Source organism: Streptomyces sp. NPDC048643, from assembly GCF_040650615.1.
In the GTDB taxonomy this organism is placed as follows: domain Bacteria; phylum Actinomycetota; class Actinomycetes; order Streptomycetales; family Streptomycetaceae; genus Streptomyces.
The window spans coordinates 49,748-72,153 of the sequence record NZ_JBEZHO010000031.1; the positions used below are offsets into that span (position 1 = coordinate 49,748).

Sequence of the window (22,406 nt, forward strand, 5' to 3'; positions counted from 1 at the left end):
CCGATGATCCCGCTGTCGTTCGCCCAACGCCGGCTGTGGTTCCTCCACCGCCTGGAGGGCCCCTCCGCCACCTACAACATCCCCTTCGCGCTCCGGCTGGAAGGCCCCCTGGACACCGCCGCACTGGCCGCCGCCGTCACCGACGTCGCCACCCGGCACGAAACCCTGCGCACCCTGATCGTGGAGGACGCCGACGGCACACCGGGCCAGCGGATCCTGCCCCCCGCCGAAGCCGTCCTGCCCTTCCACATCACCGACACCACCCCCCAGGACCTGGACGGCCGGCTGGAGGAGGTCCTGCGCCACGGCTTCCACCTGGACACGGAACTCCCGCTGCGCACCACCGTCTTGAGGCTCTCCCCGCAGGAACACGTCGTCGCGTTCGTCTTCCACCACATCGCGGTCGACGGCGCCTCCATGGCCCCCTTCCTCACCGACCTGGTCACCGCCTACACCGCCCGCCGCCAGGGACACGCACCGCACTGGACACCCCTGCCGGTCCAGTACAAGGACTACACGCTCTGGCAGCGCCAGCTCCTCGGCGACGAGGACGACCCGGAGTCCGTCGCCGCGGCACAGACCGACTACTGGCAACACGAACTGGACGGCGTGGTCCAGCCGGTGCAGCTGCCGCTGGACCGGCCCCGGCCCACCATGCCCGGACACCACGGCGGCCACGTCTCCTTCACCCTGGAACCCGAACTCCTCACCGGCATCGGGAAACTGGCCGCCGACCACGGCGCCACCGCCCCCATGGCCGCCCAGGCCGCCCTCACCCTGCTCCTGCACAAACTCGGCGGGGGAGCGGACGTGACGATCGGCAGCCCCATCGAGGGCCGCGCCGACGAACAACTCGACGACCTCATCGGCTTCTTCGTCAACACCTGGGTGCTGCGCGCCGACCTGTCCACCACCCCCACCTTCGCCGACCTGCTCCAACAGGTACGGGAGAAGGCGCTCGCCGCCTACGACAACCAGGACCTGCCCTTCGAACGCCTGGTGGAACTCCTCGGCCAGGACCGCGCCACCTCCTACCAGCCGCTGTTCCAGACCATGCTGGCCTGGCAGTTCGTGTGGCCGCAGATCCACCTGCCGGGCCTGAACGCCACCCCGCTCGCCGCCGACACCAAGGCCGCCAAGTTCGACCTGTTCTTCAACATCGTCCCCGACGCCTCGGGCGGCGCCTACGGCCGCCTGGAGTACGCCAGCGAACTCTTCGACCACACCACGGCCGTCGCCATCGCCGACCGCTTCGTGCGCGTCCTGCGCCACGTCGTCGCCGCCCCCCACGCCCCCCTCGCCGCCCTCGACGTGCGCACCGACACCGAACGCGAGAGCCAGGCCCACCTCAACGACACCACGACCGGCCTCACCGCATCCACGCTGCCCGAACTCGTCGCCGCCCAGAGCGCCCGTACCCCCGACGCCACCGCCGTCGTCTGCGGCACCACCACCCTGACCTACCGGCAGCTGGAGGACCGCGCCGCACACCTCGCCGCCCATCTGCGCGCGCACGGGGTGGGCCCCGACGTGCTGGTCGCCGTCGCCCTGCCCCGCACCGCGGACCTCGTCGTCGCCCTCCTGGCCGTCCTCAAGGCCGGCGGCGCCTACCTGCCCGTCGACCCCCAGCACCCGGCCGCCCGCACCAGCCTCCTGCTCACCGCCGCCCGGCCGGCCCTCCTGCTCACCGACCGCGCCACCGCCGCCGGCCCCGTCCCCGCCGCCGCCCCCGTCCTGCACCTCGACGACCTCGACCTCGACCTCCCGGCCCCCGCCGGTCCCGACGTGCGGGTGCGGCCGGACCACCTCGCCTACGTGATGTTCACCTCCGGCTCGACCGGCACCCCCAAGGGCGTCGCCGTCACCCACGCCGGCGTCGTCAACGGCGTGGCCGACCTGCGCCGCATCACCGGCGTCGAGCCCGGACAGCGGATGCTCGCCGCGACCTCGGTGAACTTCGACGTCTCCGTGTTCGAGATCTTCACCGCCCTCACCACCGGAGCGAGCGTCGAGATCGTCCGCGACGTCCTCGAACTCGCCGAACGCGACGCCTGGTCGGGCAGCACCATCAGCGCCGTACCCGCCGTGTTCTCCGCCCTCTTGGACCACATCACCCACCACCCCGGCAGCCTCCGCCTCGCCGTGGACACCCTCGTCCTCGCCGGCGAAGCCCTCTCCGCCGACCTGGTGGAAAAGGTCCACGACGTGCTGCCCGGCGTACGGATCGTCAACGCCTACGGCCAGACCGAAAGCTTCTACGCCACCACCCACACCCTCCCCGACGAGGCCGCCCCCACCGGCGCGCTGCCCATCGGCAGGCCCCTGGCCAACATGCGCGCCCACATCCTGGGCCCCGACCTGACCCCCGTCCCGCCCGGCGTGATCGGCGAACTCCACGTCGCCGGAGTCCTCGCCCGCGGCTACCACGACAATGCGGCGGCAACCGCACAGCGCTTCGTCCCCGACCCCCACGGCGCGCCCGGCGAGCGCATGTACCGCACCGGCGACCTGGCCCGCTTCGACCGGGACGGCCACCTCGTCTACGCGGGCCGCGCCGACACCCAGGTGAAGATCAACGGCATCCGCGTCGAACCCACCGAGATCGAGAGCGTCCTGGCCCGCCACCCCGCCGTCGGCCAGGCCGTCGTCACCGTCCACCAGGACGTCACCGGCAGCCCCCGCCTGGTCGCCCACCTGGCACCCCCGGCCACCACCGACGGCGCCGCCCCACCCCCGCCGATCACCGAGGCCGACCTGCGGCGCTTCGCCGCCCGGCACCTGCCGGACTACATGGTGCCCGCCGCCCTCGTGGTCCTTCCGCGCCTCCCGCTGACCGCGAGCGGCAAACTCGACCGCGCCGCGCTGCCCGCACCCCGCTTCACCACCGCAGCACACCGGGCACCGCGCACCGCGACCGAACACGTCCTGGCCGAGGTGTACGCCGACGTCCTCGGCAACCGGCAGGCCGGCATCGACGACGACTTCTTCACCAGCGGCGGCGACAGCATCCGCTCCATCCAGGTCGTCGCCCGGGCCACGGCACGCGGCGTGCACATCAGCACCCGCGACATCTTCGAGCACCGCACCATCGCCCGGCTCGCCGAACTGATCGAGGCCCGCGGTGTGCAGGAGCGGCCGGTCCTGGCCGAACTGCCCGGCGCCGGCGTGGGCTGGGCCCCGCTGACCCCGACCGCCGCCCACGTCCTGGCCCTCGGCGCGGGCACCGGCCGGTTCTGCATGTCCGCGCTGCTGACCCTGCCCGACGGCATCACCCCCGGGCAGCTCACCGCCACCCTGCAGACCCTGGTGGACCGCCACGACGTGCTGCGCTCCCGCCTCGTGCGCCTCCAGCCCGGCCTGCGCATGCAGCCGCCCGGCAGCATCGACGCCGCCGACCTGCTCCACCGCACGCTCCACGACCCGGCAACCGTGCAGGCCGAACTCGACGCCGCCGCCGCCCGCCTGGACCCCGAGGCGGGCGTGATGGCCCAGTTCGTGCACCTCACCGACGACACCCGGCCCGGCCGGCTCCTCATCGTGCTGCACCACCTCGTCGTCGACGGCGTGTCCTGGCGGATCCTGCTCCCCGACCTGGCCGACGCCTGGCAGCACGTCCGCGACGGCCTCGAACCCCCGCCCGCCCCCGCCTCCACCTCCCTGCGCCGCTGGGCCCACGCCCTGGCCGAGACGGCCAACACCCCCCAACGGGAAGCGGAACTGCCCCACTGGCAGGAGATCCTCCGCGACGGCGAACCACCCCTGGGAAGCCGCCGCACCGACCCCGCCAGGGACACCGCCGCCACCACCGACACCGTCCGCGTCCGCGTGCCCGCCGACATCACCCACACCCTGCTGACCACCCTGCCCGCCCTGTACCGCGGCGGCGCCGACGACGCCCTGCTCACCGGCCTCGCCCTCGCCCTCGCCCGCTGGCGCGCCACCCGCGGCGCCCCCGCGTCCCCGGCACTGGTCCGCCTGGAGGGCCACGGCCGCGAGGAACACCTCGTCCCCGGCGCCGACCTGACCGGCACCATCGGCTGGTTCACCGCCATGTACCCGGTCCGCCTGGACCTGACCGGCCTCGACCTCGCGGACGCCTTCGCCGGCGGCCCCGCCGCCGGATCAGCACTCAAGGCCGTCAAGGAACACCTGCGGGCGGTCCCCGACAACGGCCTGGGCCACGGCCTGCTGCGCCACCTCAACCCCCGCACCGCCACCGTGCTGGCCGCCCTGCCCCAGCCGCAGATCGGCTTCAACTACCTGGGCCGCGCCTCCGCCGCCGACCTGCCCGAACACCTGCGGGGCGCCGGCTTCACCCCCGACACCGGCCACCAGGACCTGATCGCCGCCGCCGACCCGGACATGCCCGTCCTGTCCGCCCTGGAGATCAACGCGGTGGCCGCCACCACCGACGAGGGCGACGAACTGAGCGCCTACTTCGGCTTCGCCACCGGCGTCCTGACCCGCACGGAGGTCGGCGAACTCGCCGACCTGTGGGTGAAGGCCCTGACCGCCCTGGCCCACCACACCACCACCGACGGCGCCGGCGGCCTCACCCCCAGCGACGTCCCCCTCGCCCAGGTGTCCCAGCCGGAGATCGACACCTGGGAACACCGCTTCGGCCCCCTGACCCAGGTGTGGCCGGTGACCCCGGCCCAGTCCGGAATGCTCTTCCACACCCTGCTCGCCGGAGCGTCCACCTTCGACGCCTACCGCATGCAACTGGTGTTCCACCTCAGCGGCGACGTCGACCCGCAGCGCATGCGCCGGGCCGGACAGGCCCTCCTGGACCGCCACACCGGCCTGCGCGCCGCGTTCGTCGACCGCGCCGACGGCGAACCGCTCCAGGTGATCCCCACGACGGTGCCCCTGCCCTGGCAGCACCTCGACCTCACCGCCCACCCTCCCACCCGGCGCACCGCCGCGTTCGAGGACTTCCTTCGCCAGGACCGGGCCGCCCCCTTCGACATCACCACACCGCCCCTGCTGCGGATCGCCCTCCTCGACCTGGAACCCGGGCGCACCGAACTCGTACTGACCGCCCACCACGCCCTGTTCGACGGCTGGTCCACCCCCCTGCTGCTGCAGGACCTCCTGCTCCTGTACGCGTCCGGCGGCGACACGGCCGCCCTGCCCGCCCCCCGCGACTTCGGCGACTACCTGTCCTGGCGCGCCCGCAGGGACGAGCAGGAGTCGGCGCGGGCCTGGGCCGGCGAACTCGACGGCCTGAGCGAACCCACCCTGCTGGCCCCCGGCGCCGGCGACACAGGAGAGCAGGGCCTCGACGAGGTCGACGTCCCGCTCCCGCCCGAGCTGGCGAACGAACTGGGCCGGTGCGCCACCCGCCTGGGCGTCACCGCCAACACCCTGCTCCAGGGCGCCTGGGCGCTGCTCATCGGCCGGCTCACCGGACGCCAGGACGTGGTGTTCGGCGCCACCGTCTCCGGCCGCCCGGCCCAGGTCACCGGCGTCGAGTCGATGGTCGGCATGTTCATCAACACCCTGCCGGTCCGGGTCGCGCACGCCCCCGGCGAGACCCTCGCCGACCTCCTGAGCGGCCTGCAGAGCCGCCAGGCCGCCCTGTCCGACCACCACCATGTGGGCCTCACCGACATCCAGCAGCCCACCGGCCTGCCCGCCCTCTTCGACACCCTCGTCGTCTTCGAGTCCTACCCCGTCGACGAACAGGGCCTGAGCGCCGCAGGCGAGGCCACCGGCGGCCTCACCGTCACCGGCCTGGACCACGCCACCGGCACCAACTACCCGCTCACCCTGATGGCGCTGGTCGAACCCCGCCTCGAACTCACCCTGCAGTACGCGCGCTCCGTCTTCGACCGGGACACCGTCGAGGACTACGCGGCCCGCCTGGTGCGCGTCCTGGCCCGGCTCGCGGACAGCCCCGACCTGCCCGCCGCCCGCCTCGACACCCTGACCGGCGGCGAACGCCAGCGGCTCCTCGTCGACTTCAACGACACCGCCGCCCCGACCCCCGACACCACGATCGGCGCCCTGATCGAGCAGCAGACGGCCCGCACCCCCTACGAGAGCGCCCTCGTCACCGACGACACCACGCTCACCTACCAGGAGCTGAACAGCCGGGCCGACCGCCTCGCCCACCACCTGGCCGCACGCGGCGTGGGAGCGGAGTCACTCGTCGCCCTGTCGCTGCCCCGCACCGCGGACCTGGTCATCGCCCTGATCGCCGTCCTGAAGGCGGGCGGCGCCTATCTGCCGCTCGACCCCAAGTACCCCGGCCACCGCCTCGCCGCCATCCTCACCGACGCCCGGCCCGCCCTCGTCCTCACCGACACCGCGACCGCCGCCCTCCTGCCCGACCACAGCGCCCCCACCCTCCTCCTCGACACCCTCGACCTGCCCGCCCTGCCCGACCCCTCCGCCGCACCACCCCAACACCACGTGCGGGCACAGCAGTTGGCGTACGTGATGTACACCTCCGGCTCCACCGGCCGGCCCAAGGGCGTCGCCATCACCCACGCGGGCGTCGTCAACGGCGTACTGCACCTCGCCGACCGGCTGGACCTCGGACCGGGCAAACGACTCCTCGCGGGAGCGTCGGTCAACTTCGACGTCTCGGCGTTCGAGATCTTCACCACCCTCGCCACCGGCGGCACCGTCGAACTGGTCCGCGACGTCCTGGTCCTGGGCGAACGCGAGCAGTGGAGCGGCAGCGTCATCTCCACCGTGCCCTCCGCCTTCGCCGAACTCCTCGACCACATCAGTGGCCGCACCCAGGTGGAAAGCGTCGTCTTCGCCGGCGAAGCCCTGCCCACCGCCCTCGTCGAACGCACCCGCCAGGCATTCCCCGGCGTACGCGTCGTCAACGCCTACGGGCAGAGCGAGACGTTCTACGCCACCACCCACACCGCCGCCGACACCCCCCAGGACACAGGGGCGGGCGGCAGCGTCCCGCTGGGCACCCCGCTCGCCAACATGCGCGCCTACGTCCTGGGCCCCGGCCTCATCCCGGTCCCGCCCGGCGCGGTCGGCGAACTGTACGTCGGCGGGACCATCGGCCGCGGCTACCACGACCGCCCCGCCCTGACCGCCGCCCGCTTCGTCCCCGACCCCCACGGCGCGCCCGGCGCCCGCATGTACCGCACCGGCGACCTGGCCCGCCTCACCGGCGAGGGCCGGCTGGAGTACGCGGGCCGCGACGACGCCCAGGTCAAGGTGCGCGGCTTCCGCGTCGAACCCGGCGAGGTCGAGGCCGTCCTCACCACCCACCCGCACCTCGCCCAGGCCGCCGTCATCACCCGCGGCACCGGCACCGCCACCCGCCTGATCGGCTACGTGGTGCCCGCCCAGGAGACCACCGCCCAGGAGATCCGCCGCTTCGCCGCCCAGCAACTGCCCGACTACATGGTGCCCTCCGCCGTCGTCCTGCTCCCGCGGCTGCCGCTGATGCCCAACGGCAAACTCGACCGGGCCGCCCTGCCCGAACCGGAGTACACCGGCGCCCCCTACCGGGCCCCCCGCACCCCCCGCGAGGAAACCCTGGCCGCCCTGTTCGCCGAAGTCCTCGGCCTGGACCGGGTCGGCATCGACGACGGCTTCTTCGAACGGGGCGGACACTCCCTGCTCGCCACCCGCCTCATCGCCCGCGCCCGCGCGGAGATGGGCATCGAGATACCCATCCGCACGATCTTCGACCTGCCCACCGTGGCCGAACTCGCCACGTGGTCGCAGGAATCGGCCGCCCCCCGCCGCCCCAGCCTGCGCCAGATGTTCGCAAAGGAGTGAAGCATTGACTTCCCGCCCTTCCTCAGGGAAGGGGCGTCCTACGGCTCGCGCTGTGGGGTTTCCTGCTTCGTCGCCGACTGCCCGCCCGGAGTGCTCCGTTGAGGTCTTACACCAGCTCCACAGGCTGTCACCGCCAGTCCGGCGGCCAGCAGGTTCTTCGCCGCGTTCACGTCCCGGTCGTGGGTCGTGCCGCAGTCGCAGGTCCAGGTGCGGACATGCAACGGCATCCGCTTCTTGAGGGTGCCGCAGTGGGAGCACAGTTTAGAGGAGGGGAACCACCGGTCGACGGCGATCACCTTGCGTCCGTACCAGTGGGCTTTGTACTCCAGCATGCCGCGGAAGTCTGCCCATGCGGCGTCCGAGATGGCTCGGGCCAGGTTCCGGTTTTTGACCATGTTGCGGACGGTCAGGTCCTCGATCACGAGCGTTTGGTTCTCACGTACGAGTCGAGTGGTCAGTTTGTGCAGGGTGTCACGGCGGCGGTCGGTGATGCGGGCGTGGATCTTCGCGACTCTGCGGCGGGCTTTGACCCGGTTCGCGCCGTCACCGGGGGCCTTCTTTGCCAGTCTGCGCTGTGCTTTGGCCAGGGCGGCACGGTCGCGGCGCTCGTGCCTGGGGTTGGTGATCTTCTCGCCGGTCGACAGAGTCAGCAGGTGGTTCAGGCCGACATCAATACCCACGGCCGTGTCCGTGGCGGGCAGGGGCTGGACGGACGCATCCTCGCACAGCATCGAGACGAACCAGCGTCCGGCCGAATCCTGGGAGACTGTCACCGTCGAAGGGGACACGCCGGCGGGCAGCGCCCTGGACCAGACGATGTCCAGCGGCTCACGCATCTTCGCGAGCGTCAGCCTGCCGTCCCGGAAGCGGAACGCGCTGGTGGTGTACTCGGCGGACTTCCGCGACCTCTTCCGGGACTTGAACCTTGGATACTTCGCCCGCTTACCGAAAAAGTTGGTGAACGCCACTTGCAGGTGCCGCAGTGCCTGCTGCAGCGGAACCGACGACACCTCGTTCAGGTAGGCCAGTTCCTCCGACTTCTTCCAGAGCGTCAACATCGCCGAGGTCTGGTTGTAGTTCACCCGCTCCTGCCGCGCCCACGCCTGCGTCCGAGCGGCCAGCGCCAGGTTGTAGACCTTCCGTACACACCCGAACGTGCGCGACAACTCGGCTGCCTGCGCATCGGTGGGATAGAAGCGGTACTTGAACGCCCGCTTCACGACAGTGGTCACGGCTCACAAACTAGCGCCACCGTTTGTAAGAAATCTAACGCGCTGGTCAGAGCGCTGTACTCCGCCTCGACGTCACATCAGCCCACACCCTGCTCCGCAGGAGACCGCTATCTTCCCGGTCTGAAGGCCGGGCTGCCCACGGAGGAGTTCCGATGATCCCGCTGTCATACGCCCAACGCCGCATGTGGCTCCTGCACCAACTGGAGGGCGGAGCGGCGACCTACAACATATCGGCGGCGTTCAGACTGACCGGCCCCCTCGACCAGGACGCCCTCACCGACGCCCTGCGCGACGTGGCCGAACGGCACGAGATCCTGCGCACCCTGTACGCCCTCGACGACGCCGGCGAACCCTGCTCACGCCTCGTCGCCGCGGCGGACACCGCACAGCAGGTACGGGTGCGCGACGTGCCGCCCGCCGACGTGCCCGCGGTCATCGACGCGGCCGTCGCGCACCGCTTCGAGCTGACCGCCGAACTGCCCTGGCGCGCCGACATCCTGCGCTGCTCCCCGAACGAACACGTCCTGGTCCTGGTCATCCACCACATCGCCTCCGACGGCAGCTCCAGCGCCCCGATGATGCGCGACCTGTTCGCCGCCTACACCGCCCGCACCCGGGGCGGCGCACCCGACTGGGAGCCGCTGCCTGTGCAGTACAAGGACTACGCGCTGTGGCAGCGCGAGGTCCTGGGCGAGCCGGGGGACGCGGGCAGTCTCGCCGCGGCGCAGGTCGAGTACTGGCGCAAGGAACTCGCCGGCGTGCCGCAGCCGCTGAACCTGCCCCTGGACCGGCCCCGGCCCGCCGAGGCCGGCTCGCACGGCGACACCGTCCCCCTGCACGTCGACACCGCCACGACCACCGTCCTGCAGACGCTCGCCAAGGAGCGCGGCACCAGCATGTCGATGCTCCTGCAGGCCGCCCTGGCCGTCCTGCTCGGCAAACTCGGCGGCGGCGACGACGTGACGATCGGCTCCCCGATCGCCGGCCGCACCGACGAAGCCCTGGCCGACCTGATCGGCTGCTTCGTCAACACCCAGGTCCTGCGCGCCGACCTGTCCGACAACCCCGCCTTCACCAGCCTGCTGGCCCAGGTACGCGACAAGGCACTGGCCGCCTACGAGCACCAGGACGTGCCCTTCGACGCGATCGTCGAGGCCATCAACCCCGAACGCTCCGCCGCCTACCAGCCGCTCTTCCAGGTGATCTTCTCCTGGCAGAGCTACGAGAAGCCCGGCTTCGAACTCGACGGCCTCGACGTCCGCTTCGAACAGGCCATCCCCGAGACCGCCATGGTCGACCTCACCTTCTTCCTCACCATGGACGAGGCCGGAGCACTGTGCGGCGACCTGCAGTACGCCACCGACCTCTTCGACCGTGAGACGGCCCAGGAGATCTCCGCCCGCCTCACCCGCGTCCTGGAACAGTTCGCCGCCGATCCGTCCCTGCGCGTCAGTGACATCGACGTCCTCAGCGCCGGCGAACACCAGCGCCTCACCGACGCCACCACCGCGGGCGCCCCGATCGAGGACACCACCCTGGTCGCCCTCTTCGAACGTCAGGCGGCCCGGCACAGCGACAGCGTCGCGGTGGTCTGCGAGGACACCATCCTCACCTACGGCGAGGCCAACGCCCGCGCCAACCGCCTCGCCCGCCACCTCCTCATCCAGGGCGTGGGCCCCGAGTCCCTGGTCGGCATCTGCCTGGAGCGTTCCGCCGACCTCGTCGTCGCGATCCTCGCCGTCCTCAAGGCCGGCGGCGCCTACCTGCCCATCGACCCCGACTCCCCGGCCGACCGCATCGCCTACCTCATCCAGGACGCCGCCCCCGTCCTCCTGCTGACCACCACCGGCACCGCCGCCGTCCAGGACCTCGCCCCCCACCTGCCCCGCCTGCACCTCGACGAGAGCGGCACCCCCACCACCGCGGACAGCGACGCCGGCAACCTCACCGACGCCGAACGCCGCAGCCCGCTGCACCCCGACCACCCCGCGTACGTGATCTACACCTCTGGGTCGACCGGCCGCCCCAAGGGCGTCCTCGTCCCGCACCGCAACGTCGTCGGACTCTTCACCGCCGCCCAGGACTTCGCCTTCGGCGCCGACGACGTGTGGACCCTCTTCCACTCCTACGCGTTCGACTTCTCCGTGTGGGAACTGTGGGGCCCGCTGCTGCACGGCGGCCGCCTGGTCGTCGTCCCCTACGACGTCTCCCGCTCCCCGGAGGACTTCCTGCGGCTCCTGGCCCGCGAACAGGTCACCGTCCTCAACCAGACCCCCTCCGCCTTCTACCAGCTCATCCAGGCCGACGCCCAGCACCCGGACCGCGAACTGGCCCTGCGCTACGTGGTGTTCGGCGGCGAGGCCCTGGACCTGAACCGCCTGAACGACTGGTACGAACGCCACGACGGCGACGCGCCGGTCCTGGTGAACATGTACGGCATCACCGAGACCACCGTGCACGTCACCCGCATCGACCTCGACGAGCACGCCGCCGCCCGCTACCGCGCCAGCGTCATCGGCCCGGCGATCCCCGGCCTCGCCGCCCACGTCCTGGACCACAACCTCAAACCGGTGCCCGCCGGCGTGACCGGCGAACTGTACGTCGCCGGCTACGGACTGGCCCGCGGCTACCACGGCCGCCCCGGCCTGACCGCCGCCCGCTTCGTCGCCTGCCCCTTCGGCACGCCCGGCGAGCGCATGTACCGCAGCGGCGACCTCGTCCGCCTCAGCCGGCACGGACAGCTCGAGTACGTCGGACGCGCCGACTCCCAGGTGAAGATCCGCGGATTCCGCATCGAACTCGGCGAGATCGAACACGCCCTGGCCGGCCACCCCGACGTCGCCGAGGCGGCCGTCCTGGTCCGCGAGAACGGCGACGGCGACAAACGCCTGATCGGCTACGTCGTCCCCGAACCCGGCACCGCCCCGGACACCGCCGCACTCGCCGGCCACCTGCGCGAACGCCTGCCCGACTACATGGTCCCCGCCACCCTGATCACCCTGGAACACATCCCGCTCACCTCCAACGGCAAACTCGACCGGCGCGCCCTGCCCGCCGAGGACACGGCCGCCGCCGCGACCGGCGGCAAACCGCGCAACTCCTACGAGGAGCGGCTGTGCGCCCTGTTCGGTGAGCTGCTCGGCCTGGAGGAGGTCGGCGTCGACGACGGGTTCTTCGCGCTCGGCGGGCACTCGCTGCTGGCCACCCGGCTCAGCGTCCGCGTCCGCGGCGAGTTCGGCATCGACATCCCCATCAGGACGATCATCAAGTACCCCACGGTCGCCGAACTGGCCGCGCTGATGCTCGCCGGCGGTGTCCCCGCCGACGACGCCGACTCCTTCGCGGTCGTGCTCCCCCTGAACAGCGACCCCGGCACCGGCAAGAAGCCGGTGTGGTTCTTCCACGGCGGCGGCGGCCTGGGCTGGGCCTACTACAGCTTCGTCACGCACCTGCAGGACCGGCCCGCCTACGCCCTGCAGTCCCGCGGCTCCGACGGCGTGGACACCCTCGCCTCCTCGGCGAAGGAGATGATCGACGACTACGTCACCCAGATCCTCCGCACCCAGCCCGAAGGCCCCTTCAACCTCATCGGCTGGTCCTACGGCGGCACGGTCGTCCAGGCCGTCGCCGACGCCCTGGACCGGCTCGGACACCAGGTCGCCCTGGTGGCGATCCTGGACGCCCAGCCCGGCGGCCACGGATTCCGCGAGGTCCACGCCGGCAAGGACTCCGCCGACTACCGGGCCGAACTCGAGGACGACTTCAGCCAGTACATCCGCCTGGGCGGCCGGCAGGGCTTCCTGGACACCATGGCGAAGGTCCTCGCCAACAACGCCGCCCTGATGATGGACTTCGAATCGCCCGCCTACCGCGGCGACGTGCTGTATTTCAACGCGGCCCAGGAGGACACCTCCTACGCCCACCTGTGGCGGCCCTACGTCCTGGGCGCCCTGGACGTGCACACCATGAACGCCTCGCACCACGAGATGCACATGCCGGCGCCGGTCGCCGAGTTCTTCGAGATCGCCCGCGACAGGCTGGCATGACCGGCCGCCCGTCCGGCGCCCGGCACCGGACCGACACACGATCACACCGAACGGATGGGGGTGGGCCGCGGTGAGCGGACCTTGGACACCGCAGGAAGACCCGGAGCAGACCACGCTGCTGTGCGTGCCGTTCGCGGGAGCAGGACCCTCGTTCTTCCACCCCTGGCGGGAACTGTCCGCCGGCCGGTGGCGCGTCACCTCGGTCGAACTGCCCGGCCGGGAACGGCGGATCCTGGACACGCCGTACCGCAACGTCGTCGAGGCGGCCAAGGGCTCCATCGACGACATCGTCGCCGACCTCGGCGAAGGCACCTCCACCGTGCTGTTCGGACACAGCCTGGGCGCGGTCCTCGCCTACGAACTCGCGCACCTGCTCCCCACCCGGGGCGTACACGTGGAGCGCCTGGTCGTCAGCGGCTCACCGGGCCCCTGGACCCAGCGCGAACGCCGCGCGACGGGCCTGCCCGACGAGGAGTTCCTCGCCCGCGTCGAGGAGTTCGCGGGCTTTCGCCACGAGGCCCTGGACCACCCGGAGATGCGGGAGCTGATCCTGCCGGTCCTGGAGGCCGACTGCGAGATGCACGAGAACTACGTCCCCTCCACCGACACCCCCCTCGCGGTGCCGATCTGCTCCCTGCGCGGCGCCTGGGACGGACTGGTCACCGCGGCCGAGGCCCGCCAGTGGCAGGACGCCACCACCGCCGGCTTCACCTACGCGGAGCTCCCCGGCGACCACATGTACCTCGTCGACCACGGCCGCGACATCCTGGACACCATCGCGGCCCGCTCCGCCGGCGACGGGAGATCTTGAGCGAACGATGCCGGTGTGAGCGCGCCTGGACGACCGTCCAGGCGCGCTGCGCTGGGATCACAGAGAAATGGGGGCGTCGAACGGTTGGGCACACAGGCTGCGGCCCCCTCCCCGTTGCCGCATCCTGCGGTGTCCCGAAGAGCCCAAACGCCGTCGGGGCTATGACGATTTCGTCATGTACGGTGGGAGTGTGACCGAACAGGATGTCTATCGTCATCTGCGTGAGTTCCGTGAGGCCTTCGACAAGCCCGAACCGTTGGCCTGGCCGGAGATCAGTCACGGTCAGCTTTTGATGATGATGAGCCCGAAGAAGCGCCACCAGTTGGTCGCACACCGCTTGCGCACCAAACTGGAGCCCCAGCTCGGGGCGGAGCTCGTTCTCATGATCGAGACCGATATGGAGGACGCGGGGCTCGGGGTGCTGCGGGTCCCCGACCTCGTCGTGGTCGACGAGGAAGAAGCTACGGCGCAGGGTGACGCGATCGATCCTCGCCGTACTCACCTGGTGATCGAGATCGTCTCGCCCTCGAATCCCGGCAACGACTACGAGGCCAAACTGCGGGACTATCCGGCCATGGGCGTGCCGCACTACCTGATCGTCGATCCCCGGGACGGCACCGCAGTCCACCACTGGGCGCCCACCCGCCGTAGCGGCGTGCCCGCATACGAAAACAGGCAGCACTACGCCTTCGGGGACGTCATCAGCATCGGTGACTGGACGATCGATACCGCGGCTCTGCCGCGCTACGGCGCGGACTCCTGACCGTGAACGACACCGGTGAACTGGTGCGGTACTGGCGTGGACGGCGGGGCATGTCACAGGCACGCCTGGCCGAGCTCGCAGGGACCGGACAGGCTGCCATCTCACGCATCGAGTCCGGCCGTGGCCAGCCCACGCTGGCACTCCTGGAACGCATTGCCTCGGCACTGGGATGCCAGCTCACATTGGCCTTCGCCTCCAGTGCCGAGCAGTCGCCATCCTCGTCGTGAGAACGACGGGGCCCTGACAGCCGCCGCCACCCAAGCGCTCGGAAACGACCGGCCGCGGCCCATGGACCGATCGCTTTCGGCGCTGTCTCAGCTGGGCAGGGTCGGCCCGAACCAGGTGGTGAGCGCCCGGCGCAGGGCGGCGATGTCGGGGCTGTTGGTGGTGGCCCAGGCGACGTGGCCGTCGGGACGGATCAGCAGGGCGGCGGGGGCGGGGATCTCACCGGCGGCGGGCACGAACCAGTGCTCGTCCTCGCTGACCGCCTCGACGACGTCGACGCGATCGGCCCAGCCGGCGGCGGCCGCCGTCACCTGGGCGCCCGCGCCCAGATCGAGCAGCACGGGCCGGCCGGCGTGCAGCAGTTCGCTGACGCCGGTGATGCCGCCCGCCGTCTTGAGGTCGGCGTCGGGGGCCCGGCGGCCCGACAGCAGGTGCCGGTCGTCGGCCGGGTAGCGGATGTCCAGCGCGCTGAGCATGTGCCGCAGATGCCGGTTGACGTCGTCGAAGACCATGAGCTGGCCGAACACCTCGCGCAGCGCGTCCGACTGGGGGCCGGGACGGGCCAGCGCCGACTGCGCCCGGGTGTTGTTCAGCACCCGCTCCGCGACCGGGTGACGCTCGGTGTGATAGCTGTCCAGCAGGCTCTCCGGAGCCCGGCCGCGGACCACCGAGGCCAGCTTCCAGCCCAGGTTGACCGCGTCCTGCACGCCCATGTTCAGGCCCTGGCCGCCGGCGGGGAAGTGGATGTGCGCGGCGTCCCCGGCGAGCAGCACCCGGCCCTGGCGGTAGCGGTCGGCCTGGCGGGCGGCGTCGTTGAACCGGGAGATCCACCGCGGGCTGTGCATGCCGTAGTCGGTGCCCGCGAGCCGTACCAGCGAGTCGCGCAGCTGCTCGAAGGTGGGCGCCTCGTCGCGGTCGGCGACCCGGTCGTACTCGGAGGTGATCACCCGGTACCAGCCGGGCTCGAAGGCGATCGCCGAGAAGTCGCCGCCCGCGCAGCGCCGGATCCACACGTACTCCTCGGGCAGGCCGGGCAGTTCGACGTCGCCGATCAGCGCCGTCATCGTCGCCTCGGTGCCGGGGAAGCCGATGCCCGCCCGTTTGCGCACGGTGCTGCGTCCGCCGTCGCAGCCCACCAGGTAGCGGGCGCGCAGCGTCCGCTGTCCGGGGCCGGCCGGGCCCACTGCGACGTTCACGCCGTTCTCGTCCTGGCTGATCCCGCCGACCTCGGCGGACCGGAGCACCCGCACGCCGAGTTCGCCCGCCCACTCCTCCAGCAGCCGTTCGATGACGGACTGCAGGATCATCAGCGGGTAGGGGTGGCGGGACTCCGCCTCCTCGAAGTCCAGGTAGAGGCCGGAGAAGTGGCCCACCGGCTGCAGTTCACCGGCCGCCAGGAACCGGTCGAGGACGCCGCGTTGGTCCAGCACCTCCAGGGTGCGCGAGTGGATCCCGCCGGCCCGTGACTCGCCCGTACGCTCCGCGAGCCGTTCGAGGACCATCACGTCGACGCCCGCCAGCCGCAGCTCGCAGGCGAGCATCAGGCCCGTCGGCCCGGCGCCCGCGATCACCACCTCGGCGTCCATGCCGGTGTCTGTCACGTCGTTCCCCCTCGATTCCGCCGGGCCTTCAACGTCGGTGCGTCGCCTTCACGTTCACGCCCCCGCCACCGGCCGGTCAACGCGGCCCCGCGCCCGCCCGGGGCGCGGAACGGGCGCCCTTGTGCCGTCCCGCCGGCGGGACACCCGAGCCGCGTGACATCCCCCTCGCGGGAGCGGCGGGGTGGACGGGCGGGGCAGCGTGCAGGCCCGCCCGTCCACCCTCAACCCCACCGGCCGGCCCCCACCGGGGCGCTGCCGGACCCGGTGTGGGCGGGGCCGCCGGCGGGTGACACTCCAGTCGGCCATGCGGCGAACGTGTCTCGCCGGCGGGACAGCACACCCGACCCCGGTGGCCGCGCGGACGACGACGGCCCGACGGATTGGCCGCAGGACGCGAGCGGGCACTTTCGATCGGCGGAGGAAGGAAACACTGGCCATGGAATCGGCGCCGCAGGTGATCCACCCGCGAGGTGGACAGGACGAGACCGCACCACGCCAGGACGCGCCCTCGGGCGGCCCGGTGCCGCTGGTGGACGAACTCGCCGCGCTGTGGGGGGAACTCCTCAACTGCCCCCAAGCGGGGCGGGACGACGACTTCTTCGCCCTCGGCGGCAACTCACTGACCGGAATCAAGATCATCGAACGGGTGGCGCAGGACTACGGCGTCCAGCTGTCCGTACGCGACTTCTACCTGGCCCAGACCCCGGCCCGCGTCGCCGAACTGATCGAGCGGGAAAGGGCCCGCACATGAGACTGACGCCGGGTCCCGCGCACGACATCGACCTCGATGCCGTCGACCTGTTCGACCTGGACCTCTACACGGCAGGCGACCCGCACCCCGTCTGGGACCTGATGCGCGCCAAGGCGCCCCTGCACCACCAGGTCCTGCCCGACGGACGGGAGTTCTGGTCGGTCACCCGCTACGAGGACGTGTGCCGCGTCCTGGGCGACCACCGCGAGTTCACCTCCGAACGCGGCACCGTGCCCACCCACCTCGGGCAGGACGACGTCGCCGCCGGCGTGCTGCTGACCTCCACCGACCCGCCCCGGCACACCGAGGTCCGCAGGCCGCTGGGCTCCAAGCTCACCGCCCGCGCCGTCCGCTCCTGGGAGGACTCCATCCGCCGGACGGTGGTGCGCTTCCTCGAACCGGCCCTGGACGGCGAGGCGTTCGACCTCGCGGAGCGCGCCCTGCTCCTCCCGGCGATCGTCACCGGCCCGCTGCTGGGCATCCCGGACAAGGACTGGGCCGAACTCGTCCAGCTGACCGCGATGGTCACCGCACCCTCGGACCCGCACTTCCAACTGGGCAGCGAGGCCGCCACCCTGGCCATCTCCCACCACGAACTCGTCACCTACGTCACCGAGTGGGTCAAACACCGCCGGGCCTCCGGCGACGAGGACGACAGCCTGCTCCACCACCTGATGAGCGTCCGCCCGGGCGGAGCACCGCTGACCGACCAGGAGATCGCCCTCGACGGCTACAGCATCCTGCTCGGCGCCAACGTGACGACCCCGCACACCGTCTCGGGCACCGTGCAGGCCCTCATCGAGCGGCCCGAACAGTTCGACAAGGCCCAGGCCGACCCGACGCTGATCCCCAACCTCGTCGAGGAAGGCCTGCGCTGGACCTCGGCCGCCTGCAACTTCATGCGCTACGCCGTCACCGACGTCCCCATCGCGGGCGGCGTCATCCCGGCCGGCGCGGCCGTCGTCGCGTGGATCGGATCGGCCAACCGGGACGCCTCCCAGTTCCCCGACCCGCACACCTTCGACATCACCCGCCCCAACGCCAAACGGCAGGTCGCCTTCGGCTTCGGCCCGCACTTCTGCATCGGCGCACCGCTGGCCCGCCTGACCCTGCGCGTCTTCTTCGAGGAACTCCTCCAGCGGTTCGCCTCCCTCGACCTCGCCGGCGAACCGGAGCACCTGCGCTCCTACTTCATCGCCGGCATGACCCACCTGCCCATCGCCGCTCAGAAACGGCCCACCCCATGACCGCCGCCCCCGCCACCACCCCCTCGCCGTGGTTCGTGCGGCCCCCCGCACCCGGCCGGGCCGCCGCCCGCCTGTTCTGCTTCCCCTTCTCCGGCTCCGGGGCCTCCGCCTTCAGCGCCTGGCCGGCCACCATCGGCGACGCCGAGGTCTGCCCGGTGCAGTTCCCCGGCCGCGAGAACCGCCTGGCCCACCCCCACTACGGCACCTACGAGAACCTCGCCGCCACCCTCGTCGACGCCCTCACACCCCTGCTGGACACCCCGTTCGCGTTCTTCGGGCACTGCGCGGGCGCCCTGCCCGCCTACGAGAGCGTCCTGCTCCTCGCCGAACTCGGCCTGCCCACCCCGCAGTGCCTGTTCGTGTCGGGCCAGCCCGCCCCCCACGAGGCCGCCCGCGACCGGATGCTCTCCCTCACCGACGACGAACTGCGCACCGAACTGGAGACGTTCCTGCGCGGCCGGGGCATCGAACCCCGCCCCGACATGATCGACATGGGCATGTTCGTGCTGCTGCGCGACCACGCCGCCGCCGGCGCCTACCGGCGCACCGAACCCGCCCGCATCGACTGCCCCGTCGTCGTCCTGCACTGGCGCGAGGACGACGACGTCAGCCTCGAAGAACTCCAGGGCTGGCGCCGGTACGCCGACTCCGTCGAGATCCGGGTCGTCGAAGGCGGCCACTACGACTTCATGGACGCGCCGCAGGAACTGCTCACCACGCTCGCCCGCGGGTGATGAGCGCGCCGCGGCCCGGCGCCCGTGTGCCGAGGCAACCGGAAGGATTTCGAATGAGTGGCGCAGCCACTGGTATAGCCGTCATCGGGATGTCGTGCCGCTTCCCCGGCGTCAACGGCCTGGACGCCTTCTGGCGCCTTCTGACCGAGGGGAAGTCGACCCTAGGAACGTTCCCCCCGCAGCGGGCGGCCGACGCCCGCCCGTTCCCCGCCGGCCACCCGGACGCCGCCACCGTCGCGGCGGGCTCGTTCTTCGACGCCGTCGACGGCTTCGACACCGACTTCTTCACCACCGGCGCGGCCGAGGCCGCCGCCATGGACCCCGCCCAGCGCCTGGGACTCGAACTGGCCTGGGAGGCCGTCGAGGACGCCCGCATCCCCGCCCACACGCTCGCCGGCCGCGACATCGACGTCGTCGTGGGCACCGCCCCCTCCGGCTACGAACTGCTGCGCACCCTGTCCGGCGCCGACAGCGAAGACCACTACGCCGCGCTCGGCTCGAGCGGCGCACTGATCGCCAACCGGATCTCCGGCCTGTTCGACGTGCGCGGCATGAGCTTTTGCGCGGACTCCGGCCAGTCCTCCTCCCTGGTGTCGCTGGCCCTGGCGTGCGACCGGATCGCCGGCGGCGCCGTCGACATGGCGATCGCCGGCGGCGTGCACCTGATCGTCGACCCGCAGGCGGGACTCGGCCTGGCCAACCTGGGCGCCCTGTCACCCGACGGCCGCTGCTTCACCTTCGACGAACGGGCCAGCGGCTTCGCCCGCGGCGAGGGCGGCGCGTTCGTCGTCCTCAAACGCCTCGACCTCGCCGTCGCCGACGGCGACCCCGTGCACGCCGTGGTCCGCGGCTGGGGCGTGGGCAGCGGCGGAGCCTCGACCCGGATGCCCGACCCCAGCCCCGAAGGGCAGGCCGCCGCCGTCCGGGCCGCCCTGCGGCGCGCGGACCTGCCCTTCGACAGCGTGGACTACGTCGAGGCCCACGGCACCGGCACCCGGCTCGGCGACCCGGCCGAGATCGCCGGCCTGCGCGCGGTGTCCGAACACAGCGCCCGCAGCCGCCCCCTGGTCGTCGGCTCGGTGAAGACCAACGTCGGACACCTGGAGCCGGCCGCGGGCATCACCGGCCTCGTCAAGACGGCACTGTGCGTGGAACGCGGCCACCTGGTGGCCAGCCTCAACTTCCACGCCCCCAACCCCGCCATCCCCGACTTCCACGACGACTTCGAGGTCCTCTCGGCGCCGCGGCCCTGGCCGAGCACACCCGGCCGGCCACGCCGCGCCGGCGTGTCCGCGTTCGGCATGGGCGGCACCAACGCCCACGTCATCCTCGAACAGGCCCCCGCACCCGCCCCCCTACCCGCATCCCAACTTCCTTCCAGCGAAGGGGACACGGTCCCGGCGGGCGGCTTCGGGACGCTCCCGTGGGTGCTGTCCGCCCGCACACGGCAGGCCCTCGCCGACCAGGCGGCCCGCCTGCGCGACCACGTGGCCGCCGACCCCTCGCTGAGCGCCGCCGACGTGGGCCACTCCCTGCTCCGCACCCGCTCGCCGTTCGAGCACCGCGCCGTGGTCCTGGGCGAGAGCCGCCAGGAAGCCCTGGAGGGCCTCGACCTGCTCGCCTCCGGCGCCGACGGGGCCCGCACGGTCCGCGGCACGGTCACCGGCGCGACGGGCCCGGTCGTCTTCGTCTTCCCCGGCCAGGGATCCCAGTGGCCCGGCATGGGCCGGCAGCTCTACACGCAGTCACAGGTCTTCGCCCGCTCGATCGACGCGTGCGCCCGCGCCCTCGAACCGTTCGTGGACTGGTCGCTGGTGGACGTCGTGACCGGCGCGCCGTCGGCCGCCTCGCTGGAACGGGTGGACGTCGTCCAGCCGGCCCTGTTCGCGATGATGGTGTCGCTGGCCGAACTGTGGCGCTCCCTCGGCGTGGTCCCCGACGCCGTGGTGGGGCACTCGCAGGGCGAGATCGCCGCGGCCTGCGTGTCGGGCGCCCTCACCCTGGAGGACGCGGCGCGCGTCGTCGCCCTGCGCAGCCAGGCCCTGAAGGCGCTGGCCGGACTCGGCGGGATGAGCGCGGTCGCCGCACCCCGGACCTGGGTCCAAAAACGGCTGGAACAGTGGCCGGGGCGGCTGTCGACGGCCGCCGTCAACGGGCCCGCGTCCGTGGTGATCTCCGGGGACGACGAGGCACTCGACGAGTTCGCCGCCGCGGCCGCCGCCGACGGGGTCCGGGTGAGGCGGGTCAAGGTCGACTACGCCTCCCACTCCCACCACGTCGAACGCATCCGGGAGCGGCTCCTCGCCGACACCGCGGGCATCACCCCGCGCGAGTCCGCGGTGACGTTCCACTCCACGGTCACCGCGACCGCCCTGGACACCCGCGCCCTGGACGGCTCCTACTGGTACGACAACCTGCGCTCGCAGGTCCGCTTCGGCGACGTCGTCGACACCCTGATGCGCGAAAGCGGCGGGGTGTTCGTCGAGGTCAGCCCGCACCCCGTGCTCCAGGTGGCGATGGAGGAGGCCGCGGACACGCTGGCCGCCCCGCCGCTGCTGGCGAGCACCCTGCACCGCCGCGACGGCAGCGCCGGCAAGGTACTGGCCGCACTGGCCGAACTGCACGTGCGGGGCGTGCCGGTGAACTGGACACCCGCGTTCACCGCCCACCGCCCGCACACCGTCCCCCTGCCCTCCTACCCCTTCCAGCGCCGCCGGTACTGGCTGACCGCCCCCGACGGCCCCGACACCCCGGCGGCCGCCACACCCGCCCCGGACACCAGGACCGCGGATTTCACCTCGCAGGCAGCGGTACTGGCCCTGGTGTGCGCCGAGACGGCGGCCCTGCTGAGCGTCAAGGACGCGGGCATCACGGGCGCCGACATCGCGGCACGCCCCGAGGCCACCTTCAAGGCGCTGGGCTTCGACTCCGCGACGGCGGTGGGGCTGCGCGGCCGGCTCGCCGCGGCCGTGGGCCTGCGCCTGCCGGCCACCGTCGCGTTCACCTACCCCACCGCGCACACGCTCGCCCGCCACCTCTTCTCCCTGCTGCAGCCGCAGACGCCCGCCGCCCCGCGGCCGGACACGCAGCCGCCGGCGGCCGAGGAGACGCGGCAGGCCCCGGATGTGCCGGACGTGCCGGGAGGGCCGCAGAGCGGCAGTGACGACGATCTGTACGCGCTGATCGAGCGCGGATACGTGTAGCAACACCGTTCGTATTGGCAACTGTTGGGGGA

11 protein-coding genes are annotated in these 22,406 nt (G+C 72.2%); 9 read left to right on the forward strand and 2 right to left on the reverse strand.

Annotated elements, in window-relative coordinates:
* Positions 1-3 precede the first annotated feature (3 nt).
* Positions 4-7,761, forward strand: a complete 7,758-nt coding sequence (locus AB0C62_RS26895) for an amino acid adenylation domain-containing protein (protein WP_362977317.1) — start codon at positions 4-6, stop codon at positions 7,759-7,761.
* 38 nt (positions 7,762-7,799) lie between these two features.
* Here AB0C62_RS26895 and AB0C62_RS26900 read toward each other — a convergent pair whose 3' ends face one another.
* On the reverse strand, positions 7,800-8,993 hold the full coding sequence (locus AB0C62_RS26900) for an RNA-guided endonuclease TnpB family protein (protein ID WP_362977319.1): 1,194 nt from the start codon (positions 8,991-8,993) through the stop codon (positions 7,800-7,802).
* A gap of 152 nt (positions 8,994-9,145) precedes the next feature.
* Here AB0C62_RS26900 and AB0C62_RS26905 point away from each other — a divergent pair, with 152 nt between their 5' ends.
* The 4 genes from AB0C62_RS26905 (at position 9,146) to AB0C62_RS26920 (ending at position 14,840) form a co-directional block, all read left to right on the forward strand.
* The gene (locus AB0C62_RS26905) at positions 9,146-13,039 is read left to right on the forward strand and encodes an amino acid adenylation domain-containing protein (protein WP_362977320.1); all 3,894 of its coding nucleotides are present in this window, start codon (positions 9,146-9,148) and stop codon (positions 13,037-13,039) included.
* A gap of 70 nt (positions 13,040-13,109) precedes the next feature.
* Complete coding sequence (locus tag AB0C62_RS26910; protein WP_362977321.1) at positions 13,110-13,850, forward strand: alpha/beta fold hydrolase; 741 nt, start codon at positions 13,110-13,112, stop codon at positions 13,848-13,850.
* A gap of 190 nt (positions 13,851-14,040) precedes the next feature.
* Positions 14,041-14,613 carry a Uma2 family endonuclease gene (locus AB0C62_RS26915; RefSeq protein ID WP_362977323.1) on the forward strand — a complete coding sequence of 191 codons (573 nt, stop codon included), beginning with the start codon at positions 14,041-14,043 and terminating at the stop codon, positions 14,611-14,613.
* 23 nt (positions 14,614-14,636) lie between these two features.
* Positions 14,637-14,840 (forward strand): helix-turn-helix transcriptional regulator, encoded by a 204-nt coding sequence (locus tag AB0C62_RS26920; protein WP_362977355.1) that lies wholly within the window; start codon positions 14,637-14,639, stop codon positions 14,838-14,840.
* 87 nt (positions 14,841-14,927) lie between these two features.
* On the opposite strand, the gene AB0C62_RS26925 is transcribed toward AB0C62_RS26920, so the two are convergent.
* The gene (locus AB0C62_RS26925) at positions 14,928-16,439 is read right to left on the reverse strand and encodes an FAD-dependent monooxygenase (protein WP_362977325.1); all 1,512 of its coding nucleotides are present in this window, start codon (positions 16,437-16,439) and stop codon (positions 14,928-14,930) included.
* Between the two features lie 436 nt (positions 16,440-16,875).
* Between AB0C62_RS26925 and AB0C62_RS26930 the strand changes: the two genes are divergently transcribed.
* The 4 genes from AB0C62_RS26930 to AB0C62_RS26945 are packed head-to-tail and all read left to right on the forward strand — an operon-like array spanning position 16,876 to position 22,374.
* A complete protein-coding gene (locus tag AB0C62_RS26930; protein WP_362977327.1) occupies positions 16,876-17,190 on the forward strand; it encodes a phosphopantetheine-binding protein in 315 nt (104 codons plus the stop codon).
* A complete protein-coding gene (locus AB0C62_RS26935; RefSeq protein WP_362977329.1) occupies positions 17,187-18,437 on the forward strand; it encodes a cytochrome P450 in 1,251 nt (416 codons plus the stop codon). Before AB0C62_RS26930 ends, AB0C62_RS26935 begins: the two co-directional genes overlap by 4 nt.
* Positions 18,434-19,171 (forward strand): alpha/beta fold hydrolase, encoded by a 738-nt coding sequence (locus AB0C62_RS26940; protein WP_362977331.1) that lies wholly within the window; start codon positions 18,434-18,436, stop codon positions 19,169-19,171. The genes AB0C62_RS26935 and AB0C62_RS26940 overlap by 4 nt, the downstream gene beginning before the upstream one ends.
* Before the next feature lie 53 nt (positions 19,172-19,224).
* Positions 19,225-22,374, forward strand: coding sequence for a type I polyketide synthase (locus AB0C62_RS26945; RefSeq protein ID WP_362977333.1), 3,150 nt, complete (start codon positions 19,225-19,227; stop codon positions 22,372-22,374).
* Positions 22,375-22,406: the final 32 nt, after the last annotated feature.

Coding starts and splice junctions, on each gene's coding strand:
- AB0C62_RS26935 (WP_362977329.1), top strand. CDS start 17,187: ATGAGACTGACGCCGGGTCCCGCGCACGACATCGACCTCGATGCCGTC.
- AB0C62_RS26940 (WP_362977331.1), top strand. CDS start 18,434: ATGACCGCCGCCCCCGCCACCACCCCCTCGCCGTGGTTCGTGCGGCCC.
- AB0C62_RS26895 (WP_362977317.1), top strand. CDS start 4: ATGATCCCGCTGTCGTTCGCCCAACGCCGGCTGTGGTTCCTCCACCGC.
- AB0C62_RS26905 (WP_362977320.1), top strand. CDS start 9,146: ATGATCCCGCTGTCATACGCCCAACGCCGCATGTGGCTCCTGCACCAA.
- AB0C62_RS26930 (WP_362977327.1), top strand. CDS start 16,876: ATGGAATCGGCGCCGCAGGTGATCCACCCGCGAGGTGGACAGGACGAG.
- AB0C62_RS26945 (WP_362977333.1), top strand. CDS start 19,225: ATGAGTGGCGCAGCCACTGGTATAGCCGTCATCGGGATGTCGTGCCGC.